This is a genomic window from Pseudanabaena sp. FACHB-2040 (assembly GCF_014696715.1).
Classification (GTDB): Bacteria; Cyanobacteriota; Cyanobacteriia; order Phormidesmidales; family Phormidesmidaceae; genus JACVSF01.
Genome location: NZ_JACJQO010000013.1, coordinates 64,013 through 80,140, shown reverse-complemented (window position 1 = coordinate 80,140; position 16,128 = coordinate 64,013). Strand labels below are relative to the sequence as shown.

Sequence of the window (16,128 nt, the reverse complement as noted above, 5' to 3'; positions counted from 1 at the left end):
CAGCAGCAGCCAACAGTCTGAGGAAAGAAGAGCCGTACAGTTTGATGGCCAAGGCCATCAAACTGTACGGCTCGTACTGGGTTGAGGGCTGATTCCCAAATTGGCTAGCCCCTAGCTTCAACGTAGGGAGTAGAGGTGTCCGTAGCGGTTTCGGTTGTTTCTGGACGCTCCGCCCCGGCTAGCCCGTTGGTGCTGATTTGAGGATTCGGCAGCGGGTTGCGCGCCTTGATTAGTTGAATCGCCCGATTAACGCTCTCCGGTAAGATAACGACCAGACTATCGGCAGGGGCCTCATCCAGTGCCCGGTTAACGGCTTCAGTCTCATCTAGAACAGTTTGGTAAACACATGGGCTGTCCACCTCCTCAAGTCCTCGGACAATCCATTTAGCCGCATCGCCGCGAGGGCGGCCTCGGGTGTCATCGTCCTCTTTGACAAGAATCTCATCAAATATTTGAGCCGAGAGTTTGCCTAGGGTGATAAAGTCCTCATCGCGGCGATCCCCAGGTCCGCCAACGATGCCAATCCGTTTGCCCGGCCAGTTGCGGACAAAACCACCCAGAGCTTCGTAGCTCGCAGCATTGTGGGCATAATCCACTAGCGCATGAAACTTACCCAGGTTGAATAGGTTCATGCGGCCTGGTGTCTGGTCGGCGGAGGCCTGGAATGTGCTAAGTGCCTGCCGAATATGCTCAATGCTGATCCCTTGGGCAAAAGCGGCCAAACTAGCCGCTAAGGCATTAGCAATTTGAAAAGGAGCCAGCCCCCCCATTGTCAAAGGCACAGCTTCGGCCCGCTCGATTCGCAGCAACCAGTCGCCCTTCAGGATCGACAGATAGCCATTTTCATAAATAGCAGCTAAGCCCCCCTGCTGAGTATGGGCCTGCACCAGTTCGCTGTGGGGGTTCATAGAGAAGTAGGCAATTTGGGCCTTGACCCGTTTTGCCATAGCTGCCACCATCGGGTCATCAGCATTCAGAACCGCATAACCGCTGGGATGAGCCGTTTCAGCGACAACGCTCTTGAGATGAGCCATGTCCTCAATCGTTTCGATGTCTCCCAGACCTAGGTGGTCGGCAGCGACGTTGAGCACTACTCCCACATCACAGGTTTCAAACGCTAGTCCCGACCGGAGAATGCCCCCTCGGGCAGTCTCCAAAACGGCCAGCTCTACAGTGGGGTCTTGCAGAATGACTTGGGCACTTTGGGGGCCTGTGGTATCGCCGGGCTCAACTAGATGATCCCCCATGTAGATGCCGTCAGTAGTGGTGTAGCCAACGACTTTGCCGGTCTGCTTGAAAATGTGAGCAGTGAGTCGAGTTGTAGTGGTTTTGCCGTTTGTGCCTGTGATTGATATCACAGGAATGCGGGTAGACGCGCCTGGCGGAAACAGCATGTCCATGATTGGTTCAGCGACATTGCGGGCAATCCCTTCGCTAGGGGAAAAGTGCATCCGCAAACCGGGAGCCGCGTTGACCTCGACAATCACACCATCGACCTCCCGCAGTGGGCGAGAAATGTCAGAGGTAACAATGTCAATCCCGGCAATATCTAGGTTAATGATTTTGGCGATCCGTTCTGCCAGCCAGATATTGTGAGGATGAATTTCGTCGGTGCGATCGATAGCAATACCGCCAGTACTAAGGTTGGCGGTGGCTCTCAGATAGCAGACCTCTCCCTTAGGCAGTACCGTATCTAGGGTATATCCCTTTTGTTCGAGGAGCTGCCAGGTCGTGCGGTCTACGATGATGCGGGTTAACAGGTTGGCATGCCCCTCACCGCGTCGGGGGTCCTGGTTAGTCAGCTCGATCAGCTCCTCAACAGTGGATCGACCATCCCCGACAACATGGGCAGGGACGCGCTCAGCTACAGCAACAACCTTGCCGTTGATCACCAGCACCCGGTGGTCCCGGCCTGTGTAATAACGCTCTACAATCACACCACTCGATACTTCACGGGCAGCATCGTAAGCGTCTTCTGCGTCTTGCCAGCCAGTGATATTGATGGTGATCCCCCGACCATGGTTGCCGTCCAGGGGTTTGATGACGACTGGAAAGCCACCGACTGACTCAATGGCGGCCTCTAGTTCATCTAGGAAATAAATAACTGTTCCACGGGGAACGGGAATGCCCGCATCCCGGAGGATTTGCTTGGTGCCTTCCTTGTCGCAGGCCAGTTCTACCCCTAAGATGCCGGTTTGGCTGCTGAGCGACGCCTGAATTCGCTTTTGGAAGACGCCGTAGCCCAGCTGAATCATGGCCCGAGTTCGCAGCTGGGTCCAAGGAATGCCGCGAATTTCGGCTTCTTTCACAATGGTTTCGGTGCTGGGACCGAGGGAGGCGTCGGCTCCAAGTTCCCGCAGATCTGCCAGATCTTTTTCTAGCTCTTCAGCCGGATAGTGCCCAGTTTCGACCAGGCTGTTGCAGAGTCGCACGGCAGCGCGAGCCGCATAGCGTCCGGCCTGTTCATCCATGTACTCGAAGACGACCTGGTAGATGCTGGCATCCTTGGTGCTGCGAGTGCGGCCAAAGCCGACTGGCATTCCTGCCAGTGTTTGAAGTTCTAGGGCGACGTGTTCGACGATGTGGCCCATGTAGGTCCCCTGACGTACCCGACTGAGAAACCCGCCCCGTACCCCAGGAGAGCAGTAATGTTCAATCAGGCTGGGAAGGGTTGCCGCTAGCGCTTCATGAAATCCAGGCAAGGTGTCGGAGGGCCGATCTTCTAAATCTTCCAAATCCAGCCGCACCAGGACCAGATTCTTGTGGCGGATACTCCAGTAGTTAGGACCCCGTAAGGTTTGGGTCTTCAGAATTCTCATGGGTGGTTGCTTGACCAGTGATGGGTGGATGTCGGCAAGTCAGAACGAGGAAAATTGCGGCGGGCGAACAGCAGACTAGGAAGGTAAGCGGTGTTTAACAACAGTTTATGGGGCTAGTCCTTAGATTTAAACCACACGGAATGATTTAATTCGGTATCGCAACGGCCTGCTCAAGGATGGGCAACGGCAGAAGTCAGGAGGGGGCAGTGGCAGGCCCGACCGAATAGTCCACTAGACAGCCTGTCGAATAGTCTGTGATCAGTTAGGTAGTGGCTGGGATCACTCGGCTATGCCGTAGATCGTAGCTGTCTCCGTGAATTAGCACATGAACCCGTAGACCATGAATGCTGATGGGCTGTGTAGCTTCGACGTCGGGTTCATTGGTGTGGGTTACCTGACTGGGGTCGATAACGGTAACAGTGCCCTTGCCGATTACCTGGAAGGCTTCGTCGCTCTGGAAGAGGGCACAGGTGTCTTCATCGATGCCAATGCCGATGCGGTCGGGTTGGGTGGCAATGGCGCTCATTAAGCGGCCCATGCGGTTGCGGTTATGGAAGTGCTGATCGACGATGACGTTGGGTAGAATGCCCAAACCCGTTGCCATATCTACCAATGATCGATTAGGGGACTCGCCGCTGCCGCCCCCGGCAATCATGTGGTGACCCATAACAGCTGCTCCAGCGCTGGTGCCTGCCAGGGTGAGTTCTCCGATTTGGGCTCGCTGCCGCAGAAATTCAACTAAGGGCGTATCGGCCAGCAGCCCGCACAGCCGCACCTGATCTCCACCGGTCATAAAGACACCGCTGCACTGTTCTAAAGAGGTCTTCCAGGCCGGATCTTCGCTCTGGTCGCGTTCACGAATATCCATTACTTCAATGGCCTGCGCTCCCATTTCCTCAAAGATTTGCTGGTAGCGAGCGCCGATGGCCACCGGATCGCGCGAGGCGCAAGGAATGATGCCAATGTGGGCTGCCTGCCCGCCCGCACGTTGAAAGAAAGTGTAGAGAATTTCTCGCCCATGCACTTTGTCTTCAGCGCCGCCAATCACCAGGATGGCGTTATTTTTGACCAGAGGCATTTGTTGTTCTAGGGAGAGGGATTCTAATTGCTGCATTGGTAAGTCCTTGTGACCCCAGTAAATCACGTTCCCAGTTAATGCCGGGTGCTCGTCGGGACCTTTCCTCCCCTGTTAACAGTATGGAGGAAGATGGTGATCACCATGCTAGTGGTCAGTCGCGATCGCACCTGCTGCCAGGGCTAGAATTAAGTCCGGTTGAGAAAGACAAAACCCGACGACCCCAGGAATCTGTTGTGAATAGCATCCAGGTTCCTAAGGCTGCCCAGGGGGACATTTCTATTCAACTGGCTGGTACCCTCTTGAGTCGAGGGTCTGACCCAAGATTAACCAAGGGTTAATTATTTCAGAACAGGCTGTCTCCTGTCTTGTACCCCTATGGAAGCCAATGTAAAAATCCCATGACAGGAGCCACTCTCTCTCATCCCCGCCTACGGTTTGACGTCGTTACGCTATTTCCTGACTTTTTTACCTCTCCTTTGGCTTCTGGCCTGCTCGAAAAAGCGCTGGCCCGTCAAATTGCCACTGTCCATCTGACCAATCCCAGAGACTTTACGACCGACAAGCACCACAAGGTTGACGACGAGCCCTACGGCGGTGGTGTCGGCATGTTAATGAAAGCTGAGCCCATCTTTGCGGCGGTAGAGGCGCTGCCGGTGCTGCCCCGACGGCAGGTGATCCTGATGACGCCTCAAGGCCAGACAATGACCCAGAGCTTGTTTCAGGAACTGGCCCAGAACTTTGATCAGCTGGTGCTGATCTGTGGTCACTACGAAGGCGTAGATGAGCGTGTGCTCAATTTGGTGACGCGGGAGGTTTCTCTGGGCGACTTTGTGCTCACCTGTGGCGAAATTCCGGCCCTAGCGCTGCTGAATGGCGTCATTCGGCTGCTGCCCGGCACAGTGGGTAAGGAAGACTCGCTCAAGTACGAGAGTTTTGAGGCTGGGCTACTGGACTATCCTCAGTACACTCGGCCTGCGATGTTTCGGCAGTGGCAGGTGCCAGAAGTGTTGCTGTCAGGCAATCACAAGGCAATTGAACAGTGGCGACGCGAGCAGCAAATCCAGCGCACCCAGGAGCGCCGACCTGATCTCTATGCCCAGTGGCGGGCTCAGCAGGCCGACCCAGTTGACGCTGGGATCAGTTGCACAGACGATTGATCAGGCAATTCAATGTTATATATTCCTGGGTTCTCCGTAGATTCACTGACAAGTTTACGTAAGCTTTACCATGACTATTCGCATTGGCAACGGCTACGACATTCACCGTTTAGTGCCTGATCGCCCCCTAATCTTGGGTGGGGTAAACATTCCCCACTCGCTAGGACTATTAGGCCACAGCGACGCAGATGTGCTGACTCATGCCATTATGGATGCCCTGCTAGGGGCGCTTAGCCTGGGCGATATTGGCCTCTATTTTCCACCCGATGACCCGCAGTGGGCTGGGGCAGATAGCCTTAAGCTGCTGGGCCAGGTCAACCAGATGGTGCGGCAAAAGGGCTGGCATATCGGCAACCTAGACACCGTGGTGGTGGCCGAACGGCCTAAGCTCAAGCCTCATATTGAGGCAATGCGATCGCAGTTGGCTACGACTCTAGCGCTCGACCTTGATCAGGTAGGGATCAAGGCCACAACCAATGAGAAGCTAGGCCCCACAGGTCGAGAAGAGGGAATTGCGGCCTACGCAGTAGCGCTGTTGGTGCAGGCTGCTTAGGATAGCGGGGCTTAGGAGGGGCGGATTTGGGGGCCCAACCCAGCGCTCTGCTCACCCTGCCGGACTCTACAAAAACTTTAAATTTAGTTTTTTAGGATACGTATTAATACGTAAGGCCCCCCTAAGATGTTAAAAATATATAAAATCACTACATGCAAGGCTTAAGTATATTAAGCCTGATGTATTTGATTGTGGTTCCCAACCTGGTGTTAGCGACAACGAGGTAGACAACCTGGCTAGCTAATCAGCTTGCTGTGTTGTGAGGTTCCCATCGAGGTAATCGCCTATGGGTGCGTTTATGAGTTCCTTAGTCATGACTGGTGCAGTCGTTAACGGCATCTGCTATGCCGCTCCTTTCAGAAACGCTGAGGCTAGTGTTCCATTGCAAACAATTCCCCCTGAGCGGGTTGGTGTTCGTGGCGAGTATGACCACTATGGTTTAGCCAAACGCGTTTGGCTTCACTATTGTGAGGCTTTTGGATCTGAGATAATTGCCAGCCTTTCTGTAAAGCAGAGAGGTTCGGTTGTGATTCTTCATGGTCAAATTCGTAGTCAGTTCCTGCTAGAGCAGCTAATTCAGCTGGCTATGCAGGTAGAAGGTACGACCAACGTTGAGGTTCGAGGCGTTCAGGTTACTGCAGCTGTTTAGCAGTTCTTAATCTCAGCTTCTTTGACCCAAACTCTAGTTGGTAGGCGCTCAGCCAATACCCTTCTAGCAGCGGCTCTCTCCCTACTCTGGGAAGGAGCCGCTGCTGCTTTTAAAGACTGCAGCTCAACTCAGGCATAGGGAGTAGTTTCACCAGAACCCCTCGTCAAAATTAGCCGTACCAAAGACAAGGCCAGAATGACTAGGAAGAGCGCTAGACCAATGGCACAGGCGTAGCTGATTTCAAGCTCCTGAAAGGCCTGTTCGTAAATGTAGTAGACCACTGTTTTGGAGCTATTGCGGGGGCCACCTTGGGTCATGATGAAGACCTCTTCAAATACCTTGGTGGCCGAAATTGCTGAGATCACCCCAACCAGCAAGATGTATGGCCGCATCAAAGGTAAGGTAATGTCCCAGTGTCGCCGCCAGCCGTCAGATCCCTCAAGCGTCGCTGCCTCGTATAGATCGGCAGGAATGGACTGCAGTCCGGCTAGGTAGATCACCATGTAGTAACCCAGGCCTTTCCAGATGGTGACCACCATTACACTAAACAGCGCTAGGTTAGGACTGGTCAACCAAGGTAGTCCTGAGCGGAACAGCCCACTTGCCTGCAAAATCTGGTTGAACAGACCGTTTTCAGCATATAGCCAGCGCCAAGCAATGCCTGCTACCACCATAGAAACCACTACAGGGGTATAGTAGGCCACTCGAAACCAGTGAATACCTCGCCAAGCCCGGTTTACCAAAATTGCCAGCAGCAGCGGTACGATAGCCAGAACCGGTACTACTCCAACCAGATAAATTAGCGTATTGCGGATGGTTTGCCAGAAGATGCGATCGCGCCAAAGCCGCTGTAGGTTTTGCCCACCCACCCACTCTGGGGCCTGAGTTACATCAAATCCGTAGCTGGTAAAGCTCAGGTAAAAGGCGCGCAGAGCCGGCCAGAAGACTGTTAGCCCTAGGGCGGCTAAGGCAGGCAGAAGAAACAGATATGGCGTGCAGGCTCGCTGAAGCCGCTGCCAAAAGCGAGCCTGCACGGTCGATGCCGGAGTTACTGTCATGGCGAAACTAGTTGGGCGTAGGCTGAGACTTAAGAATGAGAGTTGCTGGGCTGCACGCTAAAACCGCTCGACTCCAGCAAACTGGGGATCGAGCGAGGCTCTGGCGGCTTCGCCGCAGGTCCGGGGCGTGGGAAAGATCTTGGTAGGATTGGCCAATCCTAATGGGTTAAACGTCTGCCGCACCCACTGCATGGTTTCTAGGTCCACTTCAGAAAACATCTCTGGCATGTAGCACCGCTTGTCTGCTCCGACCCCGTGCTCCCCAGAGATGCTGCCGCCAACCTTGACACAGAGTTTGAGAATGTCGCCGCCCAGCGCTTCAACTGCTTCTAGCTGTCCTGGCTGGCTGTTGTCGTACAGAATCAGCGGGTGCAGATTGCCGTCTCCTGCATGAAAGACGTTAGCAACCCGGTAGCCATGTTTTTCCCCCAGCGCCTCAATCTCCTGGAGCACATAGGGCAGCTGAGTACGGGGAATTACGCCGTCTTGAACGTAGTAGTCGGGGCTGAGCTTGCCCATGGCTGCAAAAGCAGCTTTGCGGCCTTTCCATAGACGCAGCCGCTCTTCGGGATCAGTGGCGCTGGTGACGTTGCGGGCTCCGTTTTGGTAGCAAAGGGTGGTGATGCGATCGCAATTTGCCGCTACCTCCGCCTCTAGACCATCAATTTCAATTAGCAAAATCGCCGTGGCATCGCGGGGATAACAGCGGGTCGCCACCACATCCTCTACGGCGTTAATGCTAAAGTTGTCCATCATCTCCAGCCCGGCCGGAATAATGCCTGCACTGATGATGTCTGAAACCGTTGCTGCTGCCGCCTCCACGCTGGTAAAGTCTGCCAGCAGTACCCGAACAGACTCCGGCGATTTGAGAATACGCAGGGTAATTTCTGTTGCGATTCCCAGCGTTCCCTCCGAGCCTACAAATACACCGGTCAAATCATAGCCCGGCATTTCCGGCACTTTACCGCCCACCTCGACTGCCTCTCCGGTCGGCAAAACCAGCTTTAAGCCCAGAACATGATTCGTCGTCACTCCGTACTTCAGGCAGTGCACCCCACCAGAATTTTCCGCAATATTGCCGCCCACCGAGCAAACCGACTGGCTGGAAGGGTCAGGCGCGTAGTAAAACCCTGCTCCACTAACAGCTTGAGTGACCCAATTATTGATTACCCCAGGCTGCACAACTACTTGCTGGTTCTCCAGATCAATCTCCAGAATCTGCCGCAAGTTTGCCGCCACAATCAGCACCGCATCTTCAAGCGGCAGAGCACCCCCTGAAAGCCCTGTACCAGCTCCCCTAGGCACAAACGGCACCCGGTAGCGGTGACAAATACTGATGGCCTCTGCTACCTCTTCCGGTGACCGGGGCAGCACCACCACCGCAGGCCGCTGCCGATAGCTCGTCAGACCATCGCACTCATAGACCAGCAGCTCCTCCTTGCGACGAATCACCCGATCTTTTCCCAAAGCCCTGACAAAGTCGCGAACCACAGGCTCCCAGTGGCGGGTTTGGAGCGCAGCTACCATAGGTCGATTCCCTTACAGATACCCGTGATCCTACCGTGTTTAAGAAATCCCAGCAAAGCTGTGTGGGTGGGCCGCGAGCACCCAAGTAGTACTCCCGGTCCATCTCCACGAATTAGATCGATTAAGGTTCTACAAGCCTAATCTGGCCCTAGAACTTATAGCTGAGCAGGTCAGCGTTAGCTACTTAGGTCCTACCATGTCTTCTCCGTTCAGCATGCGCTGGGCCGCATCCAGCAACATTTCTTCTAGGTAGGGTTTCGTGAAGTAACCTTTTGCTCCCAGGTCAACAGCCATTTGCCGGTGTCGATCTGCGCCTCGCGAGGTCAGCATAGCGATTGGAATATGGCTGAGGGCACTGTCTTTCTGCATGCGAGAAAGCAGCTCTAGCCCGTCCATACGCGGCATTTCAATGTCACAGAAGACGAGGTCACAGGGCAGGCCCGATCGCAGTTTTTCCCAAGCTTCCTGACCGTCACGCGCCTGTTCAACTCGGTAACCCACCTTGTTAAAGCTCATCGACAGGAGTTCGCGAACCGTAATCGAGTCATCCACGATCAGCACTGTAGGATCGGCCTTGGCTGGGGCCTCTGAGACGGGCGGCAGGTCATCCTCAGACTGAGCCCATAGAGAAACCGAAGGATCTCGGCGTACCCGACCCATTGATAGATCAATTAGCTCCAGCACGTCAGCAATGGGCATAACCCGGCCATCTCCGAGGACAGTTGCGCCAGCAATGCCGGTGGGCTTAGGAACAGGCCCTTCCAACTGCTTGATCACAATTTCCTGCTCCCCGATGACCTGATCGACCTCCAGAGCAATAAAAGCATTAGCGCTCCGCAGAACCACGATGGAGATAATGTCATCCTCCTGATGCCCACCATAGACTCGGCCTCGGCCAATAGTGCGGTTGAACTGCAGCAGGTCCGACAGAGGCCGGAAGGGCAGCAAAGTATCGCGCCAGAGAATGCACGACTGACCTTGGTCGTTTGCCTGAACCCGCTCTCGGGGCGCATCGAACATGTCCTCGACCCCATCCATGGGGAAGGCAATCCGGGCCTGGTTGTTAACGCAGCTCAACGCCTTTGAAATACTGAGCGTCAGCGGTAGCCGGACGGTAAAGCTGGTGCCTTTACCCATCTCAGAGTCAATGGTCACCGACCCCCGGATTTCTGAAAGGGTGGTTCGCACCACATCCATACCCACTCCCCGACCCGCAAAGTCATCGGCCTGGTCGCGAGTGCTAAAGCCAGGTAAAAAGAGGAGTTCATACACATCCAGCTTGGTCATAGCGCGAGCTTCTGCTGGAGTCACTAGACCCCGCTTGACAGCTTTTTCCTTGACCATGTCAGCATGGATGCCTGCCCCGTCATCGGCGATATAAATGACGGTTTGGTTGCCCTGGTAGAACGCCCGCACTGTAATCGTGCCTTCCCTCGGCTTGCCGGCAGCTAGCCTTTCCTCAGGAGTCTCGATGCCGTGGGTAATGGCGTTGTTGACCAAGTGGGTCATAGGGTCATAGAGCCGCTCCAGGATCATTTTGTCGATCAGGGTGTCGCGTCCCTCAACTACCAGCTTGGCCTCTTTGCCGCATTTCAGGGAGATGTCTCGGACTGCTCTGGGCAGCCGATCAGCTGTCTGGGCAAAGGGCACCATCCGGGCCTTGTTTAGCCCTTCCTGAAGCTGGGTCGTAACTTGGCGGAACTGACGCGTGATCTGATCCGTGGATTCGATGGTGAAGGCAATATCTGAGGAGGACTCCCGCACCCGCACAATCAGCTCAATCATCTCTTGAGAGAGCGTGTGAAACCCAGTGAACCGATCCATCTCCAAAGCATCGAAGGTGAGCCCAGTGGCGTGGCTGCTGTCGCTGACTCTTGTAGGTTGAAAGGCTTGTCGGCTCGAGATTAAGGAACTCTCCAGGAGCGATCGCTCGTAGAGATCCCGCATCCGTTGCCCCACGTCATTGAGCTGCTGCACTTGGAACAACAGGTTATCCAAGAACTGCCGCAGCCGTTCCTGGTCCTGCTCTAGAGAGTTACGGTTGACGACCAGCTCCCCTACCAGGTTGCTAAGGTTGTCTAGGTGTTTCACAGAAACCCGCATGGTCTGGTCGGCCAAAACACCAGACCTTCGAGGCAGTCGACGAGCGGCAGCGGCTTGGGACCGGCGCAGCCCCATGGCAGGCGCAGATCCGCCTAGCTGGTCGGCTTCCTCTAGCAGTTTTTCGAGATCTTCAAACTCATCATCAATGTTATCCAGAGGCGATTCCAGCATCTCTGTCGAGCCGAGAAAATCGCCTGTAGAACTGCTACTGCTGCTGTCTTCCTCTAGCAGGGCATCTAGATCAGAAAAGTCGTTAGAGAAATTGTCAGATTCCTCAATAGCAATCGAGGGTGGTTGGTCTGTCTCTGAGTTGAGGGCAAGCTCATCATCGTTCAAGAGCAGATCCAGCTCATCAAAGCCCGAATCGGTCTCAGTCTCCAAAGCGAGAAAGTCTGCAGCAAAATTGGGTGCATCGAGCCCAGCTTCAACGTCGCTAGAAGGGGCTTCGCTCTCCAATTCAGACAGGTCATCTTGATCTAGAAAATCGATTTCAGCTCCGAGATATTCGGCTCCAGTGGTCTCTATCTCAGGGAAACCAAGAAGTTGTTCCTCAGCAAAGGCCTCGCTAAAGGCTTGCCCATCATCTACAAACGATTCAGTAAGAGACTCCTCTGTTTCTGTCTCCGGGTGAAGCAAGTTTTCTAGGTCTGTATCGGTTGCCAAAAAGTCCTCAGTCAAATCTGGGGTGGTGGCAGCGCTGTCAACCTCTGGGGCGTCGAAGAAAGAATCAACCAGATCCAAATTCTCAACACCAGGGTCAGCTTGGGGCACAGATTCACTTGTGGCCCACAAATCCTCACCAATATCGCTTAATAAACTGTCAGCCGGCAGCCCATCGCTATTGGCAGGGGTTACCACAAGACTGTCTGGAGCCGAATTGTTAGCTGGCTCAGCTGAGAGGTCTTCCCAAGACAGCCCATCAGCTGATTCTAAAGGGCTCTCATCGGCAATTTCTCCTAGGAAGAAGTCTTCATCACCTTGACTTTCTAGATCTAGATCTAGCTCAAGAGATGAGGCTGCTTCTAATGGATCGCTTTCAGAGAAATTAAACGCTGAGTCATCTCCTAGATCTGGCCCCGGCTCTAGGCTGAACTCTGTTTCAATAGCTAAATCACCCTCTGTTGTGGGGTCGGCTTCATCCAGACCTAAATCAAAGTCCAGGCTGCTATCAAAGTCCAGTTCATCAGCTTCTAACCCCGGAGTTGAAAGATCTTCTGCTCCAGCTTCGGCTGCAGCTGGTTCAACTTCAAACACACTGCTAAAGTCGCTGCTGAGGTCTGTTTCAGCCTCTAGGCCAGTGTCTATTGCGGAGGTAGCGTCGTCTAGGTCTAAGTTGAAGCTGCTACCAAAGCCCAGTTCATCAGTTTCTAACCCTAGAGTCGAGAGATCTTCCGTGTCGGATTCAGCCGTAGCTGACTCAGCTCCAAAAGCGCTCTCAAAAGCGCTACCGAAGTCTGTCTCAGCCCCTAGGTCATCGCCTGTTGCGGAGTTGGCTTCATCTAGGTCTAGATCGAAGTCCAAGCCACCAAAGTCCAGACCATCAACTTCTAAATCCAGAGCTGAACGATCCTCAGTCTCAGCTTCAGTTGCTGCTGGTTCAACTCCAAAGACACTGCCAAAATTGCTGCTGAAGTCTGTCTGGGCTTCTAGGCCACTATCTGTTGCGGAGTTAGCGTCGTCTAGGTCTAAATCGAAGTCTAAGTCACCACCAAAGTTCAGTTCCTCGGCTTCTAATCCTGGAGCCGGAGTTGAGAGATCTTCCGTGTCGGATTCAGTTGGAGCTGACTCAGCTCCAAAAGCGTTCTCGAAAGCGCCACTGAAGTCTGTCTCAGCCCCTAGGCCACCGTCTGTTGCGGAGGTAGGGTCGTCTAGGTCTAGATCCAGGTCCAGGCCACCACCAAAGTCCAGGCCATCAACTTCTAGCTCCAGGGCTGAACGGTCCTCGGTGCCAGCTTCAGTTGCTGCTGGTTCAACTCCGAAAACACTGCCAAAATCGCCACTAATGTCTGTCTCAGCCCCTAAGCCACCGTCTGTTGCGGAAGTAATGTCGTCTAGGTCCAAATCGAAGTCTAAGTCACCACCAAAGTCCAGTTCCTCGGCTTCTAATCCCGGAGCCGGAGTCGAAAGATCTTCCGTGCCGGCTTCAGTCATAGCTGACTCAGCTCCAAAAGCACTCTCGAAATCGCCGCCGAAGTCTGTTTCAGCCCCTAAATCACTGTCTGTTGTGGGGTTAGCTTCACCTGGGCTTAAGTCGAATTCTAAACCGCCAAAGTCTAGGTTCTCGGCTTTGGACCCTAAGATTGGATCCTCAGCGGCAGCTTCAGCCGCGGCTGGTTTAACTTCAAAGGCATCCTCAAAATCGCTACCGAAGTCTGTTTCAGCCCCTAAGTCACCGCCTGTTGTGGAGTTAGCGTCGTCTAGGTCTAAATCAAAGTCCAGGCCGCCACTAAAATCTAGGCCATCGACTTCTAAACCCAGGGTTGAACGATCCTCAGTCTCAGCTGCGGCTGGCTCAACTCCGAAGGCACCTGCAAAATCGTCAGCATCATCACTGGAGGCAAAATCCAGATCTAAATCACTAAGATCTCCAGGCATAGAGACGTTTGAGGACGGTAGTCCCGTTTCTGCGTCTTCAACCAGCTCAAATGCAGATGAGTCAGCATCGAGGTTTAGGTCTAGGTTTAGGTTGTCTGGGTTCTCAAACAGATCGACGTCAGCTGGCTCTATCTCCCATTCGAAACTATCGGCCCCACCATCAGTAAGGGCTGCCTCTAGATCAAAATTAGGCTCATCTGTGTTGGCGCTGGCACCCAAGTTGATATCGCTGCTAGTTTCGGGCACCTCCTCGGTAGATAGAGAGCCCTCTACCTCCGAAGATTCTAGGTCGAGATCGTCAAACCCAAAATCCAGCGACTCTGATGAAGTTGAAGCAGAGTCCGATTCTAAATTGTCGACAGCTTCCCCTAAATCAAAGTCCGAGATTTCGACCGTTGGGCCAGTTAAGACTGGGTCTTCATCTAATTCAAGTAGCCCCAGGGCGTCTGACAGGTCATCACCCGTAGAGGGGGGTTCTTCGGCAGGATCTAGTTCAAAACTACCGAAATCTAGACTGTCTGACAGGCTAATGTCGTACTCGTCAGCTGGAGACAACGGCTCTGAACTCAGGCTCAACTCGTCAAAATCTAGGCTGGTCGTGAGGTCGTCTTCTAAAACTGATGGATCTAAATCGTCAAAATCACCAAACGCCAGATCCATTTCTGAACCTGACATTTCCTGGGGAGTTGCCGTTAAATCTGCTGAAGTGCTAGGCAACTCGCTGCTGCCTTCATCCCAAAGGTCAGCAGATACATCTAAATCAGAAAAAGGGTTTTCTACTGTGGAACTGCTGGCCTCAGTAGCTTCTATATTTAGGGCCGACAGCGGCTCTAGATCGACTTCTGAAGATGTCTGTGGAGAGCTTGTTTCTGCAAAGAAATCGTCGAAAGCAGCTTCGCCCGCCTCTGGCAATGGAGCGAGATCGGCTAGGGACTGCTCTGATGCATCGAAGAAAATGTCGAGATCGTCTGCCCCTGTCGTAACTGATTCATCAGAATTTGAGGTGTCTGCTGTAGCGTCTTCCCACAAATCTTCTGTAGTGCTGTCATCGCGACTATCAAAAATTGCTTCTGGTGAGACTGCATTTGGGGGGGGAGATGCGATCGCAAACTCCACTACCTCCAACTCAGGCAGGCCATTGGCCTGTTCGTCCAGTAGGGTGCTGCCAAAAAGGCTGACCAGTTCATCATCTGCTTCAGTTGAGCCCAAAGCATCAGCATCTTCCTCAGTCAGCAGCAAATCAGCAAATTCACCCTCAGAACTGGTATCCGAGGCCATATTATTGATATCTTCTGAATCTATCTCGGCAATTTCTTCCTCTTCCCAGACATCATCTAGCTCTGATACTTCTCCTTCAAACAAATCTGCCAAGCTATTTAGTTCAGCTGCACCCACCTCAGGCCCGGTGCCTAGGACCGGCATAGATGGCTCATCTGTTGCAAAGCTTGAGGCTTCGCTGGCCCCTAAATCTTCAAAAACCGAAGCCAGATCCATGTCCGAGTCATCAGTACTGTCAGACTGACCAACGGCGTCCAGCCAGCTATCCGCGCTGGACAGAGACAGAGCGTCAACCTCTTGCTCAGCCTCAGCCGTAGCAAACAAATCTGTCAGATCGGCTTCCTCAAGCGAGTCACTCAAGGCCTCTTCCAGCAGTGCATCTAGAGACTCTTCTTCAAATGCACTATCGAGCGGCTCCAGCGGCAGCAGATCCTGCATGACAAGAGACACCGTAATGCGGCTAGCCTGTCCCGTGAGAACCAGATCCTGCCCGGACTTAATCTCCTTAATGATCAGCGGTGCCAGGGTCCGGAAGGTCTGTTGCTCATTACCAACAACTCGTCTAGCAGCATCAACTAGAGCACACCAAGCGGGTAGCTCAAACTGCTCGCCAATTCTAGAGAGCTGCTGACAAATATCCTGAATTTCTTGGCGAGTCGCCCCATTATCAGCTCGTTTAAACAGCCCTAGCATGGTTCTCAAGTAGGCTGGCACATCACTCTTGAAAACCAGCTGAAGAGCGCTGGTTTCCGAATGAGCCACCGCTGTTGCCGGTTGAGCCGCTATGGGCGTGGGCACTGCAGGCTGCTCGACTGAACGCCTAGCAGGGACTACGCTAGCAGTCTGCACCAACCGCTCCAAATGCTGATGTACCTGCTCAAAGACAGGCTCAATCGCCGCTATAATCTCTTGGGCTTTATCATCGGTCAAACCGAAAGGCCCCTGCAGCTGTTCGAGCTGCTCCTGCAGTCCATCGAATACCTGCAGAAGCATGGACTCAAGAGCCCGGTCTGCCTGAACTGGAGATTCTTTCAGAATTTTGAAATAGTCTTCCAGGCGGTGAGACGTTTGCTGGATGCTCTCTAGGCCAAGCATTGCTGCTCCACCCTTAACTGAGTGGGCTGCCCGAAAGACTTCATTGACCATTTCGGGGTCTTCAATGGTGGTCTGGAGATTGAGCAGGCCCTGCTCGATCGTATTGAGGTGGTCCTTCGCCTCCTCAATGAAATACCCTAAAATTCGCTTTTGATCTTCAGGCAGCATAGCGGTATATCCCCTTGTGTTGCTTCCTCCAGCATCCTGGCTAAATAG

9 protein-coding genes are annotated in these 16,128 nt (G+C 53.6%); 4 read left to right on the top strand and 5 right to left on the bottom strand.

What is annotated here, in order from left to right; translation table 11 throughout:
- Nucleotides 1-104: 104 nt before the first annotated feature.
- On the bottom strand, nucleotides 105-2,819 hold the full coding sequence (gene cphA / locus H6G13_RS16085) for a cyanophycin synthetase (protein ID WP_190484535.1): 2,715 nt from the start codon (nucleotides 2,817-2,819) through the stop codon (nucleotides 105-107).
- A 262-nt stretch (nucleotides 2,820-3,081) separates the two neighbouring features.
- On the bottom strand, nucleotides 3,082-3,933 hold the full coding sequence (locus H6G13_RS16080) for a cyanophycinase (protein ID WP_190484533.1): 852 nt from the start codon (nucleotides 3,931-3,933) through the stop codon (nucleotides 3,082-3,084).
- A gap of 83 nt (nucleotides 3,934-4,016) precedes the next feature.
- Between H6G13_RS16080 and H6G13_RS16075 the strand changes: the two genes are divergently transcribed.
- The 4 genes from H6G13_RS16075 (at nucleotide 4,017) to H6G13_RS16060 (ending at nucleotide 6,256) form a co-directional block, all read left to right on the top strand.
- Entirely contained in the window at nucleotides 4,017-4,235 is a 219-nt protein-coding gene (locus tag H6G13_RS16075) for a hypothetical protein (protein ID WP_190484531.1), read from the top strand.
- Between the two features lie 60 nt (nucleotides 4,236-4,295).
- Nucleotides 4,296-5,054 (top strand): tRNA (guanosine(37)-N1)-methyltransferase TrmD, encoded by a 759-nt coding sequence (trmD, locus tag H6G13_RS16070; RefSeq protein ID WP_190484529.1) that lies wholly within the window; start codon nucleotides 4,296-4,298, stop codon nucleotides 5,052-5,054.
- A gap of 70 nt (nucleotides 5,055-5,124) precedes the next feature.
- Nucleotides 5,125-5,607, top strand: a complete 483-nt coding sequence (ispF, locus tag H6G13_RS16065; RefSeq protein ID WP_190484527.1) for a 2-C-methyl-D-erythritol 2,4-cyclodiphosphate synthase — start codon at nucleotides 5,125-5,127, stop codon at nucleotides 5,605-5,607.
- 286 nt (nucleotides 5,608-5,893) lie between these two features.
- Entirely contained in the window at nucleotides 5,894-6,256 is a 363-nt protein-coding gene (locus H6G13_RS16060; RefSeq protein WP_190484525.1) for a hypothetical protein, read from the top strand.
- 128 nt (nucleotides 6,257-6,384) lie between these two features.
- Here the strand turns inward: H6G13_RS16060 and H6G13_RS16055 are convergent, their stop codons facing one another.
- The 3 genes from H6G13_RS16055 to H6G13_RS16045 form a co-directional block, all read right to left on the bottom strand.
- Complete coding sequence (locus H6G13_RS16055) at nucleotides 6,385-7,314, bottom strand: sugar ABC transporter permease (RefSeq protein ID WP_190484523.1); 930 nt, start codon at nucleotides 7,312-7,314, stop codon at nucleotides 6,385-6,387.
- A gap of 57 nt (nucleotides 7,315-7,371) precedes the next feature.
- Entirely contained in the window at nucleotides 7,372-8,841 is a 1,470-nt protein-coding gene (gene glcD, locus H6G13_RS16050) for a glycolate oxidase subunit GlcD (RefSeq protein WP_190484521.1), read from the bottom strand.
- Between the two features lie 180 nt (nucleotides 8,842-9,021).
- On the bottom strand, nucleotides 9,022-16,080 hold the full coding sequence (locus tag H6G13_RS16045; RefSeq protein WP_190484519.1) for a response regulator: 7,059 nt from the start codon (nucleotides 16,078-16,080) through the stop codon (nucleotides 9,022-9,024).
- Nucleotides 16,081-16,128: the final 48 nt, after the last annotated feature.

What these genes read in the sequence shown, in the direction of transcription:
- H6G13_RS16045 (WP_190484519.1), bottom strand. Translation starts at nt 16,080, where the DNA reads ATGCTGCCTGAAGATCAAAAGCGAATTTTAGGGTATTTCATTGAGGAG.
- ispF (WP_190484527.1), top strand. Translation starts at nt 5,125, where the DNA reads ATGACTATTCGCATTGGCAACGGCTACGACATTCACCGTTTAGTGCCT.
- H6G13_RS16055 (WP_190484523.1), bottom strand. Translation starts at nt 7,314, where the DNA reads ATGACAGTAACTCCGGCATCGACCGTGCAGGCTCGCTTTTGGCAGCGG.
- trmD (WP_190484529.1), top strand. Translation starts at nt 4,296, where the DNA reads ATGACAGGAGCCACTCTCTCTCATCCCCGCCTACGGTTTGACGTCGTT.
- glcD (WP_190484521.1), bottom strand. Translation starts at nt 8,841, where the DNA reads ATGGTAGCTGCGCTCCAAACCCGCCACTGGGAGCCTGTGGTTCGCGAC.
- H6G13_RS16075 (WP_190484531.1), top strand. Translation starts at nt 4,017, where the DNA reads ATGGAGGAAGATGGTGATCACCATGCTAGTGGTCAGTCGCGATCGCAC.
- H6G13_RS16080 (WP_190484533.1), bottom strand. Translation starts at nt 3,933, where the DNA reads ATGCAGCAATTAGAATCCCTCTCCCTAGAACAACAAATGCCTCTGGTC.
- cphA (WP_190484535.1), bottom strand. Translation starts at nt 2,819, where the DNA reads ATGAGAATTCTGAAGACCCAAACCTTACGGGGTCCTAACTACTGGAGT.
- H6G13_RS16060 (WP_190484525.1), top strand. Translation starts at nt 5,894, where the DNA reads ATGGGTGCGTTTATGAGTTCCTTAGTCATGACTGGTGCAGTCGTTAAC.